At 30.4% G+C, this 19,162-nt stretch carries 23 protein-coding genes, 2 tRNA genes and 1 riboswitch; of the genes, 16 read left to right on the forward strand and 9 right to left on the reverse strand.

Annotation, left to right across the window (positions count from 1 at the left end; translation table 11 throughout):
• Positions 1–80: 80 nt before the first annotated feature.
• A riboswitch (yybP-ykoY riboswitch) is annotated at positions 81–188 on the forward strand.
• 74 nt (positions 189–262) lie between these two features.
• The 4 genes from KI230_RS04950 to KI230_RS04965 all read left to right on the forward strand — a co-directional run bounded on the left by KI230_RS04950 (position 263) and on the right by KI230_RS04965 (position 6,634).
• Positions 263–1,066, forward strand: coding sequence for a TerC family protein (locus KI230_RS04950; RefSeq protein WP_214958337.1), 804 nt, complete (start codon positions 263–265; stop codon positions 1,064–1,066).
• Between the two features lie 218 nt (positions 1,067–1,284).
• The gene (locus tag KI230_RS04955) at positions 1,285–3,609 is read left to right on the forward strand and encodes a S1C family serine protease (protein ID WP_072384790.1); all 2,325 of its coding nucleotides are present in this window, start codon (positions 1,285–1,287) and stop codon (positions 3,607–3,609) included.
• Positions 3,610–3,625: 16 nt separating this feature from the next.
• Positions 3,626–4,984, forward strand: coding sequence for a TrkH family potassium uptake protein (locus KI230_RS04960; RefSeq protein ID WP_000021870.1), 1,359 nt, complete (start codon positions 3,626–3,628; stop codon positions 4,982–4,984).
• Between the two features lie 138 nt (positions 4,985–5,122).
• Entirely contained in the window at positions 5,123–6,634 is a 1,512-nt protein-coding gene (locus KI230_RS04965) for a bifunctional metallophosphatase/5'-nucleotidase (RefSeq protein ID WP_000414184.1), read from the forward strand.
• 179 nt (positions 6,635–6,813) lie between these two features.
• Here the strand turns inward: KI230_RS04965 and KI230_RS04970 are convergent.
• The 3 genes from KI230_RS04970 to KI230_RS04980 all read right to left on the reverse strand — a co-directional run bounded on the left by KI230_RS04970 (position 6,814) and on the right by KI230_RS04980 (position 7,690).
• Positions 6,814–6,902 (reverse strand) — tRNA-Ser (locus KI230_RS04970).
• Positions 6,903–6,904: 2 nt separating this feature from the next.
• Positions 6,905–6,979, reverse strand: a tRNA-Asn gene (locus KI230_RS04975).
• A gap of 141 nt (positions 6,980–7,120) precedes the next feature.
• Positions 7,121–7,690, reverse strand: coding sequence for a competence protein ComK (locus KI230_RS04980; protein WP_072419948.1), 570 nt, complete (start codon positions 7,688–7,690; stop codon positions 7,121–7,123).
• A 209-nt stretch (positions 7,691–7,899) separates the two neighbouring features.
• Between KI230_RS04980 and KI230_RS04985 the strand changes: the two genes are divergently transcribed.
• The gene (locus KI230_RS04985; protein ID WP_000876826.1) at positions 7,900–8,118 is read left to right on the forward strand and encodes an IDEAL domain-containing protein; all 219 of its coding nucleotides are present in this window, start codon (positions 7,900–7,902) and stop codon (positions 8,116–8,118) included.
• Positions 8,119–8,198: 80 nt separating this feature from the next.
• Here the strand turns inward: KI230_RS04985 and lplA are convergent, their stop codons facing one another.
• A complete protein-coding gene (lplA, locus tag KI230_RS04990; RefSeq protein ID WP_000668820.1) occupies positions 8,199–9,185 on the reverse strand; it encodes a lipoate--protein ligase in 987 nt (328 codons plus the stop codon).
• 198 nt (positions 9,186–9,383) lie between these two features.
• Here lplA and KI230_RS04995 point away from each other — a divergent pair, with 198 nt between their 5' ends.
• The 8 genes from KI230_RS04995 to KI230_RS05030 all read left to right on the forward strand — a co-directional run bounded on the left by KI230_RS04995 (position 9,384) and on the right by KI230_RS05030 (position 14,446).
• Positions 9,384–9,560 (forward strand): YkvS family protein, encoded by a 177-nt coding sequence (locus tag KI230_RS04995; RefSeq protein ID WP_000214898.1) that lies wholly within the window; start codon positions 9,384–9,386, stop codon positions 9,558–9,560.
• Between the two features lie 14 nt (positions 9,561–9,574).
• Positions 9,575–10,177, forward strand: a complete 603-nt coding sequence (locus tag KI230_RS05000; protein WP_001033867.1) for a CPBP family glutamic-type intramembrane protease — start codon at positions 9,575–9,577, stop codon at positions 10,175–10,177.
• 315 nt (positions 10,178–10,492) lie between these two features.
• Entirely contained in the window at positions 10,493–10,555 is a 63-nt protein-coding gene (locus KI230_RS13750) for a hypothetical protein (RefSeq protein WP_228764722.1), read from the forward strand.
• Between the two features lie 538 nt (positions 10,556–11,093).
• Positions 11,094–11,195, forward strand: a complete 102-nt coding sequence (locus KI230_RS05010; protein WP_001790623.1) for a hypothetical protein — start codon at positions 11,094–11,096, stop codon at positions 11,193–11,195.
• A gap of 9 nt (positions 11,196–11,204) precedes the next feature.
• On the forward strand, positions 11,205–11,477 hold the full coding sequence (locus KI230_RS05015; RefSeq protein ID WP_001790097.1) for a lactococcin 972 family bacteriocin: 273 nt from the start codon (positions 11,205–11,207) through the stop codon (positions 11,475–11,477).
• Positions 11,478–11,520: 43 nt separating this feature from the next.
• Positions 11,521–13,485 carry a bacteriocin-associated integral membrane family protein gene (locus KI230_RS05020; protein ID WP_000870801.1) on the forward strand — a complete coding sequence of 655 codons (1,965 nt, stop codon included), beginning with the start codon at positions 11,521–11,523 and terminating at the stop codon, positions 13,483–13,485.
• 2 nt (positions 13,486–13,487) lie between these two features.
• A complete protein-coding gene (locus KI230_RS05025) occupies positions 13,488–13,808 on the forward strand; it encodes a YxeA family protein (RefSeq protein ID WP_000668627.1) in 321 nt (106 codons plus the stop codon).
• Complete coding sequence (locus KI230_RS05030) at positions 13,805–14,446, forward strand: ABC transporter ATP-binding protein (RefSeq protein WP_000571167.1); 642 nt, start codon at positions 13,805–13,807, stop codon at positions 14,444–14,446. Before KI230_RS05025 ends, KI230_RS05030 begins: the two co-directional genes overlap by 4 nt.
• An 87-nt stretch (positions 14,447–14,533) precedes the next feature.
• On the opposite strand, the gene KI230_RS05035 is transcribed toward KI230_RS05030, so the two are convergent.
• A complete protein-coding gene (locus KI230_RS05035) occupies positions 14,534–14,824 on the reverse strand; it encodes a hypothetical protein (RefSeq protein ID WP_072361064.1) in 291 nt (96 codons plus the stop codon).
• 89 nt (positions 14,825–14,913) lie between these two features.
• Here KI230_RS05035 and KI230_RS13860 point away from each other — a divergent pair, with 89 nt between their 5' ends.
• The gene (locus KI230_RS13860; RefSeq protein WP_323745407.1) at positions 14,914–15,102 is read left to right on the forward strand and encodes a poly(glycerol-phosphate) alpha-glucosyltransferase; all 189 of its coding nucleotides are present in this window, start codon (positions 14,914–14,916) and stop codon (positions 15,100–15,102) included.
• Between the two features lie 88 nt (positions 15,103–15,190).
• Here KI230_RS13860 and KI230_RS05045 read toward each other — a convergent pair whose 3' ends face one another.
• Complete coding sequence (locus KI230_RS05045; protein WP_000766009.1) at positions 15,191–15,547, reverse strand: DoxX family protein; 357 nt, start codon at positions 15,545–15,547, stop codon at positions 15,191–15,193.
• Between the two features lie 486 nt (positions 15,548–16,033).
• Here KI230_RS05045 and KI230_RS05050 point away from each other — a divergent pair, with 486 nt between their 5' ends.
• Positions 16,034–16,993 carry an ABC transporter substrate-binding protein gene (locus KI230_RS05050; RefSeq protein ID WP_001081345.1) on the forward strand — a complete coding sequence of 320 codons (960 nt, stop codon included), beginning with the start codon at positions 16,034–16,036 and terminating at the stop codon, positions 16,991–16,993.
• A gap of 45 nt (positions 16,994–17,038) precedes the next feature.
• On the opposite strand, the gene KI230_RS05055 is transcribed toward KI230_RS05050, so the two are convergent.
• Positions 17,039–17,170 (reverse strand): SAR1012 family small protein, encoded by a 132-nt coding sequence (locus KI230_RS05055; RefSeq protein ID WP_072353879.1) that lies wholly within the window; start codon positions 17,168–17,170, stop codon positions 17,039–17,041.
• A gap of 63 nt (positions 17,171–17,233) precedes the next feature.
• The gene (locus KI230_RS05060) at positions 17,234–17,449 is read right to left on the reverse strand and encodes a TM2 domain-containing protein (RefSeq protein WP_000867357.1); all 216 of its coding nucleotides are present in this window, start codon (positions 17,447–17,449) and stop codon (positions 17,234–17,236) included.
• Positions 17,450–17,613: 164 nt separating this feature from the next.
• On the opposite strand from KI230_RS05060, the gene KI230_RS05065 reads away from it, so the two are divergent.
• Entirely contained in the window at positions 17,614–18,165 is a 552-nt protein-coding gene (locus KI230_RS05065; RefSeq protein ID WP_000620949.1) for a GNAT family N-acetyltransferase, read from the forward strand.
• Positions 18,166–18,216: 51 nt separating this feature from the next.
• Here the strand turns inward: KI230_RS05065 and KI230_RS05070 are convergent, their stop codons facing one another.
• Positions 18,217–19,155, reverse strand: coding sequence for a 1,4-dihydroxy-2-naphthoate polyprenyltransferase (locus KI230_RS05070; protein WP_000070966.1), 939 nt, complete (start codon positions 19,153–19,155; stop codon positions 18,217–18,219).
• Positions 19,156–19,162: the final 7 nt, after the last annotated feature.

The following is a 19,162-nucleotide window of genomic DNA, read 5'->3' on the forward strand; positions in this document are numbered from 1 at the left end:
ATTGTTTCGTTGAAGAAAAATAAATTGTATATTTTAAAAGAAAAAGGTATACTATGATGTATCAAATGAATAACCTATGGCATTTTGTCAGAGGGGAGTAACTTAAGAATCATGACCGTATAAATGATTCGACACTTTATCGTCATTACGAAGATATCTTCCGGTAAAGTGGGCAATTTAAATTGCTTAGTGAGACCTTTGCTATTTATTTAGCATAGGTCTTTTTGTTTGTACTTAACTTATTTATTTAAAGGAGTTGTACATGTTAATGGATCCAAGTTTGATCTTACCTTATTTATGGGTACTTGTCGTTTTAGTATTTTTAGAAGGCTTATTAGCAGCAGATAACGCGATTGTTATGGCTGTAATGGTTAAGCACTTACCACCCGAACAGCGTAAAAAAGCTTTGTTTTACGGTTTGTTAGGTGCATTTGTATTTAGATTTTTAGCATTATTCTTAATTAGTATTATCGCGAACTTTTGGTTTATTCAAGCTGCAGGAGCGGTTTACTTAATTTATATGTCAATCAAAAATCTGTGGCAGTTCTTTAAACACCCAGAAATTGAAAGTCCTGAAGCTGGAGATGATCATCATTATGATGAATCTGGTGAAGAGATTAAAGCAAGTAACAAATCATTCTGGGGAACTGTGTTGAAAATAGAATTTGCAGATATCGCATTTGCCATTGATTCTATGCTTGCTGCTTTAGCTATTGCTGTAACACTTCCTAAAGTTGGTATTCACTTTGGTGGTATGGACTTAGGTCAGTTCGTAGTCATGTTCCTAGGTGGAATGATTGGTGTTATTCTAATGCGTTATGCAGCAACATGGTTTGTAGAGCTATTAAACAAATATCCAGGACTTGAAGGTGCAGCCTTCTCGATCGTTGGTTGGGTAGGTGTTAAATTAGTTGTCATGGTATTAGCGCACCCAGACATCGCTGTATTGCCTGAGCACTTCCCACATGGCGTATTATGGCAATCTATTTTCTGGACAGTACTAATTGGATTAGTAATTATCGGTTGGTTAGGTTCAGTTGTTAAAAATAAAAAATCGCATAAATAATTGATGTGAAGCGGACAATCTTAATTTAGTTTAAGGTTGTCCTTTTTCATTTAATTGAGTGATTTATGAAAAATGGATTTTGAAGAATGTGAATCAAAAGATGCGATATAGTATTAAGAAAATGTGCCTTTTATATTTAGCATTTTTTCAATAGAAATTATATAGATTTTAAAGCAAATTAGGTGTTAATGTGTCATAATGATAAGTGATTTTATTGAATGGAGTGGACATTAGTGGATATTGGTAAAAAACATGTAATTCCTAAAAGTCAGTACCGACGTAAGCGTCGTGAATTCTTCCACAACGAAGACAGAGAAGAAAATTTAAATCAACATCAAGATAAACAAAATATAGATAATACAACATCAAAAAAAGCAGATAAGCAAATACATAAAGATTCAATTGATAAGCACGAACGTTTTAAAAATAGTTTATCATCGCATTTAGAACAGAGAAACCGTGATGTTAATGAGAATAAAGCTGAAGAAAGTAAAAGTAATCAGGATAGTAAGTCAGCATATAACAGAGATCATTATATAACAGACGATGTATCTAAAAAACAAAATTCATTAGATTCAGTGGACCAAGATACAGAGAAATCAAAATATTATGAGCAAAATTCTGAAGCGACTTTATCAACTAAATCAACCGATAAAGTAGAATCAACTGACATGAGAAAGCTAAGTTCAGATAAAAACAAAGTTGGTCATGAAGAGCAACATGTACTTTCTAAACCTTCAGAACATGATAAAGAGACTAGAATTGATTCTGAGTCTTCAAGAACTGATTCAGACAGCTCGATGCAGACAGAGAAAATAAAAAAAGACAGTTCAGATGGAAATAAAAGTAGTAATCTGAAATCTGAAGTAATATCAGACAAATCAAATACAGTACCAAAATTGTCGGAATCTGATGATGAAGTAAATAATCAGAAGCCATTAACTTTGCCGGAAGAACAGAAATTGAAAAGACAGCAAAGTCAAAATGAGCAAACAAAAACCTATACATATGGTGATAGCGAACAAAATGACAAGTCTAATCATGAAAATGATTTAAGTCATCATATACCATCGATAAGTGATGATAAAGATAACGTCATGAGAGAAAATCATATTGTTGACGATAATCCTGATAATGATATCAATACACCATCATTATCAAAAACAGATGACGATCGAAAACTTGATGAAAAAATTCATGTTGAAGATAAACATAAACAAAATGCAGACTCGTCTGAAACGGTGGGATATCAAAGTCAGTCAACTGCATCTCATCGTAGCACTGAAAAAAGAAATATTTCTATTAATGACCATGATAAATTAAACGGTCAAAAAACAAATACAAAGACATCGGCAAATAATAATCAAAAAAAGGCTACATCAAAATTGAACAAAGGGCGCGCTACGAATAATAATTATAGTGACATTTTGAAAAAGTTTTGGATGATGTATTGGCCTAAATTAGTTATTCTAATGGGTATTATTATTCTAATTGTTATTTTGAATGCCATTTTTAATAATGTGAACAAAAATGATCGCATGAATGATAATAATGATGCAAATGCTCAAAAATATACGACAACGATGAAAAATGCCAATAACACAGTTAAATCGGTCGTTACAGTTGAAAATGAAACATCAAAAGATTCATCATTACCTAAAGATAAAGCATCTCAAGACGAAGTAGGATCAGGTGTTGTATATAAAAAATCTGGAGATACGTTATATATTGTTACGAATGCACACGTTGTCGGTGATAAAGAAAATCAAAAAATAACTTTCTCGAATAATAAGAGTGTTGTTGGGAAAGTGCTTGGTAAAGATAAATGGTCAGATTTAGCTGTTGTTAAAGCGACTTCTTCAGACAGTTCAGTGAAAGAGATAGCTATTGGAGATTCAAATAATTTAGTGTTAGGAGAGCCAATATTAGTCGTAGGTAATCCACTTGGTGTAGACTTTAAAGGCACTGTGACAGAAGGTATTATTTCAGGTCTGAACAGAAATGTTCCTATTGATTTCGATAAAGATAATAAATATGATATGTTGATGAAAGCTTTCCAAATTGATGCATCAGTAAATCCAGGTAACTCGGGTGGTGCTGTCGTCAATAGAGAAGGAAAATTAATTGGTGTAGTTGCAGCTAAAATTAGTATGCCAAACGTTGAAAATATGTCATTTGCAATACCTGTTAATGAAGTACAAAAGATTGTAAAAGATTTAGAAACAAAAGGTAAAATTGACTATCCCGATGTAGGTGTTAAAATGAAGAATATTGCCAGTCTAAATAGTTTTGAAAGACAAGCAGTTAAATTGCCAGGAAAAGTTAAGAACGGTGTTGTTGTAGATCAAGTTGACAACAATGGTTTAGCAGATCAATCTGGTCTGAAAAAAGGTGATGTAATTACTGAATTAGATGGCAAACTTTTAGAAGATGATTTACGCTTTAGGCAGATTATATTTAGTCATAAAGATGACTTGAAATCAATTACAGCGAAGATTTATAGAGATGGTAAAGAGAAAGAAATTAATATTAAACTAAAATAATGTTGAGGTGAACAACGTGTCAATTTTTAGCCAGTTTTTAAAAAGATCAAGCCCTCAACAAGGTATTGTATTGTACTATATCGTCGCAATTGTCATTGCATTTTTATTATTAAACTTACCGTATGTTCATAAACCAGGTGTAGAAGTAAATCCAATTGACACATTATTTGTTGCCGTATCCGGAATTAGTGTTACTGGATTGTCTCCGATAAGTATTGTCGATACCTATTCTACATTTGGACAATTAATTATCCTCGTGATATTAAATATTGGTGGAATTGGCGTCATGGCAATTGGTACGATGTTATGGGTGGTACTAGGTAAACATATTGGAATTAGAGAACGTCAGTTAATTATGTTAGATAATAACAAAAACACAATGAGTGGTACCGTCAAATTGATTATTGATATTGTAAAATCAATATTTGTAATCGAACTCGTAGGAGCCATGTTATTAGCATTTTACTTTTATCGAGATAATCCAGATTTAAAATATGCAATCATGCAAGGTGTTTTTGTTTCTATTTCTGCTACTACCAATGGTGGATTAGATATTACAGGTAAGTCATTAATTCCTTATGCACATGATTATTTTGTACAAGCGATAGTTATATTTTTAATAATTTTAGGATCAATCGGCTTCCCAGTATTATTAGAAGTTAAAGCTTATATTCAAAATAGGGTTACTAATTTTAGATTTTCATTATTTACTAAAATTACGACATCAACATATTTATTCCTATTTGTTGTTGGGGTATTAGCCATTCTATTATTTGAACATAACCATGCGTTCAAAGGATTAAGTTGGCATCAATCGTTATTCTATTCGCTGTTTCAATCAGCGACTACAAGAAGTGCAGGTCTTCAAACAATTGATGTGACAACTCTAAGTGACCCTACGAATATTATCATGGGTATTTTAATGTTTATAGGATCTTCGCCAAGTTCGGTTGGTGGCGGTATTCGTACAACAACTTTCGCTATTTTAATTTTGTTTTTAATTAACTTTAGTAATAATGCCGATAAAACATCCATTAAAGTTTACAATAGAGAAGTACACATTATGGATATTCAACGTTCATTTGCAGTATTTACAATGGCGACAATTTTAACATTTTTAGGAATGCTAATTATATCAGCTACTGAAAATGGTAAGCTTACATTTTTACAAGTATTTTTTGAAGTCATGTCTGCATTTGGAACTTGTGGACTATCGCTTGGTGTCACAAGTGATATTAGTGATATTTCCAAGGTCGTACTAATGGTACTCATGTTTATAGGACGTGTTGGCTTAATATCATTTATCATTATGATAGCAGGACGTCGAGAACCAGATAAATTCCATTATCCAAAAGAACGTATTCAAATAGGATAATATAATAGCAATCTAAGTTAAGTTAATGTAGATTTTAACTGGAACTTAGATTGCTTTTTTAGTTTGTATTTTTAACTTATTTTATAAGACGATTGGTTTTGAAAATGGTAAACTAGTAACAATGAGAGGTGTAACATGATGGAAAAAAATGAAAACATTAATGTAGAGATTTTAACTACGTCAGATATGCATAGTCATTTCTTAAATGGTGATTATGGTTCAAATATTTATAGAGCTGGTACTTATGTTAACCAAGTAAGAGCACAAAATCATCGCGTCATTTTATTAGATAGTGGCGGAAGTTTAGCTGGCTCGTTAGCGGCCTATTATTATGCTATTGTTGCACCTTATAAACGACATCCAATGATAAAGTTAATGAACAGAATGCATTATGATGCTAGCGGTGTGAGTCCAAGTGAATTCAAGTTTGGTTTATCATTTTTAACTCGTTCAATTGCTTTGGCACGTTTTCCATGGTTATCAGCAAATATTGAATACAATGTTACTAAGGAGCCTTATTTTTCAACTCCATATTGTATTAAACATTTTGGTGACTTAAAAATTGCTATCGTAGGCGTCACAGCAGATGGTTTAATGGAAAATGAGTATTCTGAAATGGAGCAAGATGTATCTATTGAAAAGACATTAGTGGCATCAAAACGATGGATTAGATATATCCATGAAGTTGAAGAGCCAGATTTTTTGATTGTAATTTATCATGGTGGATTGAATAAAATTAGTAATAGTACGAAAAATAAAAAGGCAAGTTCGAATGAAGCTGAAAAATTAATGGAAGAACTCGGTGTTATAGATTTAATGATTACAGCTCATCAGCATCAAACAATAGTAGGTCAAGATCATGAAACGTATTATGTTCAGGCTGGTCAAGATGCCAAAGAGCTTGTACATCTTTCGATTAATTTTAAAAAGAGAACAACAACTTATGATGTTGAAAGCATTGATTCTAAAGTGATTGATTTAAATGAGTATGAAGAGGATCAAGAATTATTAGATTTAACATTCTATGATAGAAAAGCAGTGGCTTATTGGTCACAGGAAATCATAAGTGATAAAGGTTTGATGTTATCAGTAAATGGGTTACAAGATTTAGTCTGTCAAACACATCCATTTTCGCAATTATTACACGATGCAATTCACCTTGCATTTGATAATGGTATAACATGTGTCCACGTGCCTATGAACGGAGAGAAGGGGCTGAGTGGACAGATTCGAAATGAAGATTTGTATCATGCATACCCATATCCAGATAAGCCAATGGATATGACAATTAGTGGTCAAAATATCAAAGATATATTGGAGTATAGTTATTCACATTTAGATTTTGTTAACGAGCAATTAAGCTTAACAATTATTGATGAAACATTATGTACAATGTGGCAAGGATTCAATTATGAGATTGATATGAATCAAGAACCTGGTCAACGAGTAATGTTAGATCAAATTGATTTGACTAAGAGTTATAGAGTTACAATGACTGACTATTGTTATCGTAACTACAAGAATTATTTGAAAAATGCTATTATACATGAATCATACGATGAAACAATGAGTACATTAATTGCAGAGAAGTTAAGAGATCCGAATTATCGTATTTCATGTAGTGATAATTTTGTAGTTAAAAACAGGTAAATATTGCTATGTAATAAATTAATTATAAGTTCAACAAGTATAAAAACCTTTCTTAGAGAAGATTATCTAGGAAAGGTTTTTAGAATTTTAAAATTGATATAAAAGAACAGTGAAATTCTCATTCATTATATATAAGTAAACAAAAAAGCTAAAATGGTATATACCATTTTAGCAAGTAACGGAAACGGAGGGATTCGAACCCTCGCGCCGCTTTCGCGACCTACACCCTTAGCAGGGGCGCCTCTTCAGCCAACTTGAGTACGTTTCCAATGGCTCCACAGGTAGGACTCGAACCTACGACCGATCGGTTAACAGCCGATAGCTCTACCACTGAGCTACTGTGGATTAATTTGTATGTGTTTGAATATCAAGCACAAATATTATTATAACAAGATTAAGTTAATTTGCAATAGATACCTTAAAAAAATATGCAGAACATTTACACTATATTTATAAAACATTCCGCATATTTTAAAAATAAACAATTTATTTATCTTCAAATAAAGAATAGCGTGTCAATGCTTCAAACACATTCAATGTGGCTTTATTATAATCTATTGGTTGGTCGGGATTTTTTGATATCATGCGAGATTGTTTATCTACCATGTAATAGTAAAAAATGGAATTGTTATATTGATGCCATAAACTGTGGTATGAAACATGAAGAATGATTGATTCATTATTAATAAATGTCACTTTACATTTACGATTTTTTAATTCTTTAATACTTTCGATATAATGCATATTTAACCAAATATTTTCATTTTGTCTGTCAGAATGTGTTGGGAAAAAATAAGTTGGAAATAATGGTGTTAGTAAAATAGGTGGTTTACTAGAAATGCCAGTAATGCGGTTTGTCTCTGCTTTCTTGCCAAGATAAGTATTACCATAAAATTTGCAAGAGTGTTCAATGATTTTCTGGACTTTAAAAGGATTTTGAATACGCGTTTTGTCAAACCGAATTATTTCACTACCGTTTCTTTGATCGTCATCATCAAATGCTGGTCGAATAACCATGTCTCCTTTGCGTATCACATAAATATTTTGAGAATACATAAGCAAAACCTCGCTTTATTAAGTTTTAAACCATTAATATAAAAATACAATTAATGATATAAAGATATTTTATAATAAAATTCTGAGTTGTCAAGTTATTATTTTGGTGAAAATGTACAATAATTTTTAACTAATAGTCAGAATATTCATTGATTTCAAAATTAGAAAAATGTATACTTATTATAAATTAAAGAAAGGTAGTGGTTTCTATGAAATACAATACTAATGTTAAACATACAACTTTAGAAGCGTTTGTCACAACTGTCAATGATTTGGGTATTGAATTAATTATCAATGAAGCACTTCGAGAGGTAAGAAAACGACAGCTCATAGAACTTATAGATGACGCACTCGTCAATAAAGATGAAGCAGCATTTAATCAATATACGGCAGAATACAAAAATTTGGAGGCATTTCTCGGTGAATAACATTGATTCGAATTCCATAACGCAATCATAAAAGGACTATTCTTAACATCTCATACATGTAAGAATAGTCCTTTAATCGTTTATGACATTAATCTAATTAATTCATGTCTATCTATGTCACCGAAATAATGATATAAATCATATTCTGATAGTGCTTCTTCTATGTGCTCAAAGTCGTGTAGACAGCCAACTAATGCATTTTCAAGATCAGTGACATCTCCGACACCAAAGAAATCACCGAAAATTTTTGCATGTTCGATTTTACCTCGTTTAACATCAAACTTAATTTGTACAAATCCTTTTTCAAATTTTTCCTCGCGTTCAAAGTTATATTTAGGGTTTCTACCATAATTCCATTCCCAAGTTCTATATTTGTCGTTACTTAACTTTTCAATATTTTCCCAATCTTCATCCGTTAATTTATATTCTTCTACTTCAGTTTCTCCAAAGATAGTTTTCAAGATGATTTTTTTAAATTCTTCAATTTCTAAAGGGTCATTTAAAAATTCTTGAATGTTTGCTACTCGTTTACGAACAGATTTAATACCTTTTGATTTAATCTTAGCTGGATTAACTTTTAGTGCATTCTGAACTTCGTCTAAATCACTATTTAACATCAACGTACCATGACTAAACATTCTATTTTTAACTTTAACCATAGCATTCCCTGAGATTTTCGCTTGTCCAACTTGAATATCGTTACGACCAGTTAATTCAGCATTTACGCCTAAAGATTGTAATGCTTGAACAATTGGTTCAGTGAATTTTTGGAAATTGTGGAAACTGTTACCATCATCATCTGTTATAAAACTAAAGTTTAAATTGCCAGTATCATGATAAACAGCGCCACCACCAGAAATTCTTCTAACTACATCGATGTTATGAGCATCTATATATGTCTGATTTACTTCCTCTATCGTATTTTGATTCTTTCCAACAATGATAGATGGTCTATTTATGTAAAATAAAAAGTAACTTTCTTCTGCTGGTAAATTTTTTAAAACATATTCTTCCATTGCTAAGTTTAAAGTTGGATCTGTAATATTATTATTACTAATGAATTTCATTACAATCTCTCCCTTATATCTATATATATTCTTTACTTATTTATGCCTTAACTTTGCTCAAAATGCCAATTATATACTCACAAATCATTCTAAATATCGGCTTAAAGTTACATTTTATTATTTTTGATTGTTAATAGTTTATTTGTTAAGTGAATTTTAGTACAATATAATTTAGTTATGATTTAAGGAGGACTTAAAATGACTGTTGCAGAAGTGGGTAACATTGTTGAGTTTATGGATGGATTAAGAGGTCGTGTTGAAAAAATCAACGATAACTCTGTTATTGTTGACTTAACAATTATGGAAAATTTTAATGACCTTGATTTACCGGAAAAAACTGTTATCAATCATAAACGATATAAGATTGTTGAATAAGAAGGTAAGTTATAATGAATAAAATCTCGAAGGCTTTAACTTGGTTTATTATAAGTTTCATTATATTTCATCTCATATTATTTATTATGTGGGGCGAACACCAAGAATACTGGTATTTATATACAGGTATAATGCTAATTGCTGGTATCAGTTATGTATTTTATCAAAGAGATATTGAATCTAAGCGGTTGCTTACATCAATTGGTGTTGGTATTATTACAGCAATTATTTTAATTATGCTTCAACTTTTATTCTCACTTATAACTTCTAATTTAAGTTATAGTTCATTAATTAAAGAATTAGCAAGAACAGGTGTCAATTGGAAGTGGCAAATGTTAGTAACTTTACTTTTTGTCATTCCATGTCACGAGTTATATATGAGAACTGTTTTACAAAAAGAATTAACACATTTTTCAATACCGAAATGGGTAGCTATATTAATAACTGCAATTTGTTCTAGTTCATTATTTATTTATTTAGATAATTGGTGGATAGTAACATTTATATTTGTTGCACAAGTGATATTATCATTAAGTTATGAGTATACTCGACGTATAGCAACAACATCCGTTGCACAAATTGTAGCTATTATATTGTTATTAATTTTTAATGCTTAAATAAGCTTTTCTTAGACGTATGTGTTCTAAGAAAAGCTTTTTTGCTTAAGAATAGCAATACGAAGATTCGAGGCATGCTTCATTATAGTGGTAATATTTTTTAACAGCAAGCGGTTATTATTGAGATTAGGTTTTAGTCAGTTTTTATTACTAAATATTTTATAAAAATGGTATAATATTTTTGAGCAAGTTGAATTGATGGTGGCTATCTGAGTAAAGGGGGGTGGTGCCTATGGCATTACTTAACACTTTTGAAAGGAAAAGCCTATTGTGATATCTATTGCAAACGCATTACATTTAATGTTAAGTTTCGGTATGTTTATCGTCACTTTCATTGGTATAGTAGTAGCAATAATAAATTTAAGCAATAAAAAATAACCATCATTTCAAAACTTTGACATAGAATGATGGTTAAAGAAAATCTCATTTAGTCACCGTCTTTTTAACGGGCTCATTAGGCGACATGTTCCTGCATGTCGTCTTTTTACATTTTTATAGTAACATATCTTTTATTTAATTGTCTATTTTTATTAGATGTGTAACAAAATTTTGAAGTATTTTCCGTATATTGCCTGCTAAACATGTCAGATTTGAAAGGAAAATCATACTGTGGTAGAAATCAATTATGATTATATGGTAGTACTTATAAATAAGTGATTTCTATTGAATATGTAATGAAGTTCATATATTAATATAACTTTCATTGATATAGAAGTCGCAATGATTAATTTAAACAATAAAAAACAACCATCATTTCCAAACTTTGACAACGAATGATGGTTAAAGAAAATCTCATTTAGTCACCGTCTTTTTAACGGGCTCAATAGGCGACATGTTCCTGCATATCGTCTATTTATACACTGCACAATTTAATAATAATACAATTATACTTTGATGTCCATTTAACATAAAGTGGTTGAAATTTGCAGCAAATAAATTAACCTTGACTATTTTCAGAAAATTCTGTATAAATAACGAAAAAGAGATATGGATTAAATATGAAGAGGTGTTTTTATAGAAGAATAAAATTTTTGGCACTATATTATATTTAACTTTAGCACTTGGATTATCAACAGCAGCTTATGCATCTACAGAATACGCAGAAGGAGGCACTTGGAGTCATGGTGTCGGCAGTAAGTATGTTTGGTCGTATTATTATCATGGTCATAAAGGACATGGTGCAACAGCTATTGGAAAATATAGATCATTTAGTGGTTATACAAGAGCTGGTGTAAAAGCAAAAGCATCAGCTACTAAACATAATTGGTGGGTCAATAGAGCGTATTATAACATTTATTAAATACTAAAAAATCATAGAAAATAAACAACGCAAGAGGTACAACATGAAATGGTTCAAATTAATACTTGATGTTACAATCTTCATTCTGATTGCTATATTGTTATTTGTTTATACATATAAAGAAAACGAAGAAATATTGCCTGATACTAAATACCCTATAGCGGTAACTGACTGGAATAAAAAATATAGTAAAAATGAGATTTATAAACGTATAGATCAATTCGCTAAAAATGAGAACGTAGCAATCTATAAATCAACTTCAAATTATACAAACAAAAACGTAGATAAAGATATATATGTATTTAATAAATCAAAAGCAGCAACTATCACTCCTTTTAATGCTAAATATAACATTCATTATTTAAGTGATGACGAATTATTAAAAAAAGATATCAAAGGGAGTTATTTTGTAAAAGACAAAAATTTTGACGTATCTAAATTCATAAATTTTTTAAAAGAATATGGTGTTACTGCTGAATCATACAAAATAGATCATATGATGATTGCCGTTGGTGTCGTTAAACAAATGAATATAGTAGTTCCGTTATCCTCACTTTTAATCGTTTATTTTATTTATTATATTTTCGAAAAGAACATTAATTTCAAAGCGTATGCGATTAAGTATTTAAATGGTTTTACATTAAGAAAAATAATTTTTGAAAATTTTTCAAAGAAATGCACGTATTGGGTAACGTTAATCATAACTCAAATTCTTTTAACTACAAGTGTACTTTGGATATTAAATTACACGGGTAATTTAGATTTATTCATATTAAGATTAGTTTTGCTTTCATGTCTTTTCATTTTAACGATTAGTGTTATTAATTTATGGACTTTCTTAATGTTACTAAATTTAAATATTGCCAATATGATTAAAGGTAAGCAGCACTTTAAAACAATTCGTTTTATTAATACAGTTTGTAAAAGTATTCTCTTAGTACTAATAGCTAGTGTAATGATAGAAAATACTAGTGTTATTAAAGATTTGAATAAAATAAAGGAAACTGAGAAATATTGGAATGTATTAGATGATTATTACACGATTGAATTTGCACCTTATCACGAAACGAAACAAAGTTTGATTGATAATATGCTGCGATCAGAACAATTAGTAAAGGCTAGTGAAGCAGAAAATAATGCGATTTTATTCAAACCAAAGGGTGACTCCGTTGACAATGACAACTTTTCGCCTGATGAGGGGAATGTAATATTAGTAAATAATCAGTTCTGGTCGATTTATTACAAGCAGTTTCAACCTGATATTCCGATAAAAAATCAAAAAAATAATGTCGAAGTAATTATTCCACAAAAGTTTCATGCAATGCGTAATGAAATCAATCAAGCATATCATTCATGGTTTGAATTTGTACAAAATAAAAATAATAAAGAGAATAAGTTATCTATACAGTTTATCAACAAAAATGATTATCGAATTTTTTCATTTGATGCACGAGATAGTCGCCATTTGTCATTTATAGAGGCGCCAATCATTGTGAATGTTCAGGCATCAGATTTATCGAATGATTTTTATTATGCCATGATCAGTCAAGGCGGGTATTTATTCAAAAATTATGACGCGCTAGTAAAAAATATTGAAAAGTATCATCTTGATGGGGAAATCAGTGGAATAACCAATTATAAAGATAGCGTGATGGAAATGTATCATGAAAACAATTTGAAATTAACAGTACTCAACTTTTCACAAATCATTATCGCAATCATTTTAATAATTATTATTTTATTTGATGTGAAATATTATTTTGAACAGCATCGAAAATTACTCGTAATCAAAAAGCTATATGGTTATTCAACATTAAGAGCCAATTACCAATACTTATTAATAAATAATATAGTTGTTGTTTTTATTGGAATATTGACGAATGTAATTTTACATTCTCACTATATAATGATGATATTTGCAACGATTCTTGTCGTTCAAATATTATTGCAGATTTGCAGCCTATACTATCATGGCCGACGTTTTAATGAAGTTATCAAGGAGTTTTAACTATGAAATTTATCATTGCAATATTATTAGGATTAATCGTATCCATTACTATTGCTTTTACAATCATACATCATCCTATACTTGATCGTTTTAATCCTTTCTTAAAAACGGAGTATAGTTATGCCAAAGTGCCAAAAGGTACGCAACAATATGTTAATATTACGGCTTATAGTGAAAGAGGGGAAAAGCTTGATTATAAATTAACATTTAATGGATTTTCACCTAGTAGAACGTATGTCGAAATAAAGCATAAAGGGCAATATGTCATATCGATCACATATGTTGAAAAAGAGGATATACCAAAAGAGGTAAGACAAGAATGATAGAATTAAAAGATTTAACCATACAAAAAGGTAATATACATATTTTGAAGAAACTTAATTTGAAATTTCAATGTGGAAAATCATATGCACTTATTGGTAAAAGTGGATGCGGTAAATCTACATTATTAAATACTATTGCTGGACTTGAAAAAACGGGGAAACAATATGTCTATTTTAATGGTCAATTAGAACAATTTAAATCTAATTTTTACAGAGATAAATTAGGATATTTATTTCAAAATTATGGATTAATCGATAATTTGACAGTAAATGAAAATTTAGATATTGGATTAGCATATAAAAAAATAAGTAAGAAAGAAAAAGAACAATTAAAGATACGTTATATAGAACAGTTTGGTCTGTCAAACAGTTTAAAAAGAAAAGTTCATACGCTAAGTGGAGGTGAACAACAACGTGTCGCTTTAATTAGAATGATGTTAAAAGATCCGATTGTTATGTTAGCTGATGAACCAACGGGTGCGTTAGATCCTAAAACAGGACAGATGATTATTCAATCATTATTTGATTTGGTCGATGAAAATAAAGTGCTGATTTTAGCAACACATGATATGGCTATTGCAAATCAATGTGACGAAATAATAGATTTAGAACAGTATAGTAAAGTAGCATCTATGTGATATCCAAAAGATAAAATTAAAAGCCAATCAATGGGAAATGTTGACTTCAACACTCCGTTTGATTGGCTTTTATAATGTGTTACTAAGTTATGAAAGTAACAACGGTAAACTGAAAAAAAGCAATATAATAATATTTAATACGATTAGTAATAAATGTAATTGATTTTTCGTTTTAATATAGCAAAAAACAATGACTAAAGATAACAACAATATCATGATTGCACCTGGGAAGAACCATAATGCTGAAGCTGTGTACCAAATCATTGGTAACGCCATAATAATAAAAGATATAAGACAAGAAAGGATACCAATAATATTATAAGTTCTAGTCAAAATTACACCTCCAATTTTCATTTTAAAATGATATGCGTAAAACAATCATTTTAAATACATCATACAATAAAATTAAATTGTGCGGTAGAAGAATTTGAAATTAAATTGAATTGGCTTGATTAAAAGGTGATTTTATAGAAGATAATAAAAATGGTTATTTAATAGAAAACCATAATATTAACGACATGGCTGATAAAATACTTCAGCTTGTTAATAATGATGTTTTAGCAGAGGAGTTTGGTTCGAAAGCGAGAGAAAACATTATAGAAAAATATTCAACGGAATCAATATTAGAAAAATGGTTAAATCTTTTCAATAGCTAAATGAAAAAACCCTAGGTATTCATGAGTACCTAGGATTTTTACGCATGATATATACAAAAAAAGAGAGGATAGTCCTCTCAAATAATAGTTAATAAAATTGTAGCCATTTCTTCCAGCTGTAACTACTAATACAAGCTAAGTTCATTACGATATGTATGATTTCAAATTCATAACCACTTACATATCCTCTTGTAAGTTTAAGTGTGAAGATTGAGCCTAACATAACACAAATATAAAAAACATTAACATAAGGCGTTAAAAAGCCGATAATAAGTGCTAAACCTCCAACAACTTCACCAATTGACATCAATACTGCGATGGTAGGTGGTAAACCTAAAGAGCCTAAGAAGTGAATTGTTCCATCTAAATCAACAAATTTCAAAGTACCATGCACTAAGAATGATGTTGCTAGCATCCATCTAATTAAAAGCATACCTAATTTCATCATGTCACCTCCAACATTCGTATTTTTAAAACATAGTCCAAATTATATTTGTAAACATGTGGAAAGTAAAGATTTTTTATAAGATTAATTATTAAATATTTATTAAATATTCTATTGTATTGAACAATTGTTGTAGAAAGATGTTTAAGTTATCAGTTACTTTTTGTATTTATAAATAAAGATTAGTACATCATAGTGCAAAGATTATAGGGAAATGAATTAATTATTGCATCGCTATTTATGAATCGTAAACACTATTATGAAATTGCGAGAGTAGTATGGACAATTAGAATGATGGTTTGAGATAAATGAGTGTTATTAACCAGTGCGTCATTTTCAAAATTAGATGCCATTTGCTGTTTATAATAAGAAGATTTGATAATTAACTATGATAAGAAAAATAATAATCCCCTAAATACATTATAAACAAATTAAATGATAAAATAATAATATAGATTTCTACTAAAGTTGTTTGGAGGTAAATGTGTGAATAGGAATATCGTTAAACTAGTTGTGTTTATGCTAATTTTAGTTGTAGCAGTAGCGGGTTGTGGTCAAAAAGATACTGAAGAGAAAACTGAAATGACGACAATAAAAGATGAATTAGGAACTGAAAAAATTAAGAAAAATCCTAAACGTGTTGTTGTATTAGAATATAGTTTTGCTGATTATTTAGCAGCATTAGATATGAAACCTGTTGGTATTGCAGATGATGGCAGCACTAAAAATATAACAAAGTCAGTAAGAGATAAGATTGGGGCATATGAATCGGTTGGGTCTAGACTGCAACCGAATATGGAAGTGATAAGTAAATTAAAACCGGATTTGATCATTGCAGATGTTAGCAGACATAAGAAAATCAAATCAGAATTGAGCAAAATTGCGCCGACAATTATGTTAGTCAGTGGTACGGGCGATTATAATGCAAATATTGAAGCATTTAAAACAGTCGCTAAAGCAGTAGGCAAAGAGAAAGAAGGCGAGAAACGTCTGGAAAAGCATGATAAAATATTAGCGGAGATTAGAAAGAAAATTGAACAGAGTACGTTAAAATCTGCATTTGCATTCGGTATCTCAAGAGCAGGTATGTTTATTAATAATGAAGATACATTTATGGGACAATTCTTAATTAAAATGGGTATTCAACCTGAAGTCACAAAAGACAAAACTACTCATGTTGGTGAACGCAAGGGTGGTCCTTATATTTATTTAAATAATGAAGAACTTGCCAATATCAATCCAAAAGTTATGATTTTAGCCACTGACGGAAAAACGGACAAAAATAGAACGAAATTCATTGATCCTGCAGTTTGGAAATCATTAAAAGCTGTGAAAGATAACAAAGTTTATGACGTTGACCGAAATAAGTGGTTGAAATCAAGGGGGATTATCGCAAGTGAAAGTATGGCAGAAGATTTAGAAAAAATTGTAGAAAAAGCAAAATAAAAATACAGCGCCACTCGTAAATCATATAAGAGTGGCGCTGTATTTTTAATTATGTTTATTATCTGTCGGATGTGATGATTTACCTGAAAGTTTATTTCGAATAAATTTAATTACATAACCGACAAGGATTGTTTTAATAATTCTTTTAATGAATTGGCGCATCGTTACATACCTCATTTCTCTATATCTTACGAACTATATACCCATTCATATATGCTTTTTAAACGTCATTGTCACAATTTAATTTTTAGGGAATATAATATAACCATCTTTATCTGCTTTTTTAGTAAAAATGACAAAAATGGCATGTATTATTGAGATGATGGTAGGGATACCTGTCCAGAAAAATAATAAGTGAAAAAGACCTTGTCCAAATTTATCAGCATAAAATTTATGAATACCTAAACCTCCAAGAAATAATGCAACAATAACATAAATGGCTTTATTGACTTTCATTTGTAAATCCTCCTTAACTATAATTCTACTTAAATTCGTTGTGAAAACCAATATTTCTAACTTTAGAATTTTCAAACTTTCTAAAATTATAAGTATATCTTTTTAAAATAAGCTAGAATTTCTATATAATAAATGTTAATAACGTAAAAGGGAATGATGACATAGTGATACGTCAAGCACGTCCAGAGGACCGATTTGATATTGCGAAGTTAGTTTATATGGTTTGGGATGATATGGAATTAGAATTGGTAAAGCATCTACCTAAAGACATGGTATTAGATGCAATTGAAAAAAGCTGTGTTGATGCAACATATCGAACTTTTTATCAGCATATTTTAGTTTATGAAGTAGAAAATAAAGTAGCAGGTTGTATTATTAGCTATAGTGGTGAAAATGAATTGAAATACGAAAAAGCATGGGAACTACTTGACTTGCCAGAAGAAATAAAACAATATGGCACGCCATTACCTGTAAAAGAAGCTAAAGACGATGAGTATTATATAGAAACAATTGCGACATTTGCAGCATATAGAGGTAGAGGCATCGCGACAAAGTTATTAACGTCATTACTTGAATCAAATACACATGTTAAATGGAGTTTGAATTGCGATATTAATAATGAAGCAGCATTAAAGTTATATAAAAAAGTAGGCTTTATATCTGATGGACAGATTGAATTATACAAGCACATGTATCATCATTTAATTGTTAAATAAAAAAACTCGACAGTTCGATGTAAGTCGATTGCCGAGTAGTATCATTTTCTATTAAATGCCTGCAAATAATGCACTAATATAAATACCTAATGCATATAATAAACCGAAAAATGTATTTGTTTTACCAGCAGCAGCCATTGCTGGCATCATTGTAGGCGGTGTATCATTCTTCTTGAAACGTCTGATAACTTTAACAGGCATTGGGAATGATAACAACGCAAGTAAGTAAAATAATGAGCCACCAGGTTTAATAATGATCGTAAGTACAATAAAGGCATAAGCGATAAAGTACATGATTGCCATAAATGTTAAAGAAGCATTTTTACCTAATAGAATGGGTAAAGTTTTGCGACCACTTGCTTTATCTTTGACACGGTCGCGAATATTGTTAGCCATATTAATTAAACCGATAGTGATTACTATAGGTACACTTAACCAAATTACATAACTTTGAATATTGCCAGTTTGAATAAAGAATGCAATAACGATAATAAACATACCCATAAATACGCCTGAGAATAATTCACCGAAAGGCGTCCATGAAATAGGGAAAGGGCCACCTGTATATAGGTAACCAACAGCCATACATACTAATCCAACTGGTAATAACCAAAATGAAGAGTTAGCAGCTAAAAACAAACCTAATATTGCTGCTAAGATGTAAAATGCAATGGCTAATCGTAGCACAAGCTCTGGGCTCATACCGTTGCGAACAATGGCACCACCAATGCCTACAGATTCATGATCATCAAGGCCTTTTTTATAATCATAGTATTCATTAAACATATTAGTTGCTGCTTGAATAAGTAAGCATGCTAGTAACATGGCAATGAATAGGCTGATTTTAATATGATCTTCGCTACCAAGAAAATATATTTTAGATGCTGCTGTACCAACTAAAACGGGTACTACGGAAGCAGTTAATGTATGAGGACGCATTAAATGCCAATATTTCTTAACTGTAGAATATTGCTGATATTGATTACTCATTGAATAC

The organism is Staphylococcus sp. MZ3, from assembly GCF_018622755.1.
Lineage (GTDB): Bacteria > Bacillota > Bacilli > Staphylococcales > Staphylococcaceae > Staphylococcus > Staphylococcus aureus.

Bases quoted from the DNA above. Each gene is read 5' to 3' on its own strand.
- KI230_RS04980 (WP_072419948.1), bottom strand. From the start codon at position 7,690: ATGTATTCTCAAAATATTTATGTGATACGCAAAGGAGACATGGTTATT.
- KI230_RS04965 (WP_000414184.1), top strand. From the start codon at position 5,123: ATGGAAAAAAATGAAAACATTAATGTAGAGATTTTAACTACGTCAGAT.
- KI230_RS05000 (WP_001033867.1), top strand. From the start codon at position 9,575: ATGAATAAAATCTCGAAGGCTTTAACTTGGTTTATTATAAGTTTCATT.
- KI230_RS05060 (WP_000867357.1), bottom strand. From the start codon at position 17,449: ATGAAAGTCAATAAAGCCATTTATGTTATTGTTGCATTATTTCTTGGA.
- KI230_RS05025 (WP_000668627.1), top strand. From the start codon at position 13,488: ATGAAATTTATCATTGCAATATTATTAGGATTAATCGTATCCATTACT.
- KI230_RS04995 (WP_000214898.1), top strand. From the start codon at position 9,384: ATGACTGTTGCAGAAGTGGGTAACATTGTTGAGTTTATGGATGGATTA.
- KI230_RS04955 (WP_072384790.1), top strand. From the start codon at position 1,285: ATGGAGTGGACATTAGTGGATATTGGTAAAAAACATGTAATTCCTAAA.
- KI230_RS05020 (WP_000870801.1), top strand. From the start codon at position 11,521: ATGAAATGGTTCAAATTAATACTTGATGTTACAATCTTCATTCTGATT.
- KI230_RS04950 (WP_214958337.1), top strand. From the start codon at position 263: ATGTTAATGGATCCAAGTTTGATCTTACCTTATTTATGGGTACTTGTC.
- KI230_RS05070 (WP_000070966.1), bottom strand. From the start codon at position 19,155: ATGAGTAATCAATATCAGCAATATTCTACAGTTAAGAAATATTGGCAT.
- KI230_RS05030 (WP_000571167.1), top strand. From the start codon at position 13,805: ATGATAGAATTAAAAGATTTAACCATACAAAAAGGTAATATACATATT.
- KI230_RS04985 (WP_000876826.1), top strand. From the start codon at position 7,900: ATGAAATACAATACTAATGTTAAACATACAACTTTAGAAGCGTTTGTC.
- KI230_RS05055 (WP_072353879.1), bottom strand. From the start codon at position 17,170: ATGAGGTATGTAACGATGCGCCAATTCATTAAAAGAATTATTAAAACA.
- lplA (WP_000668820.1), bottom strand. From the start codon at position 9,185: ATGAAATTCATTAGTAATAATAATATTACAGATCCAACTTTAAACTTA.
- KI230_RS05045 (WP_000766009.1), bottom strand. From the start codon at position 15,547: ATGAAATTAGGTATGCTTTTAATTAGATGGATGCTAGCAACATCATTC.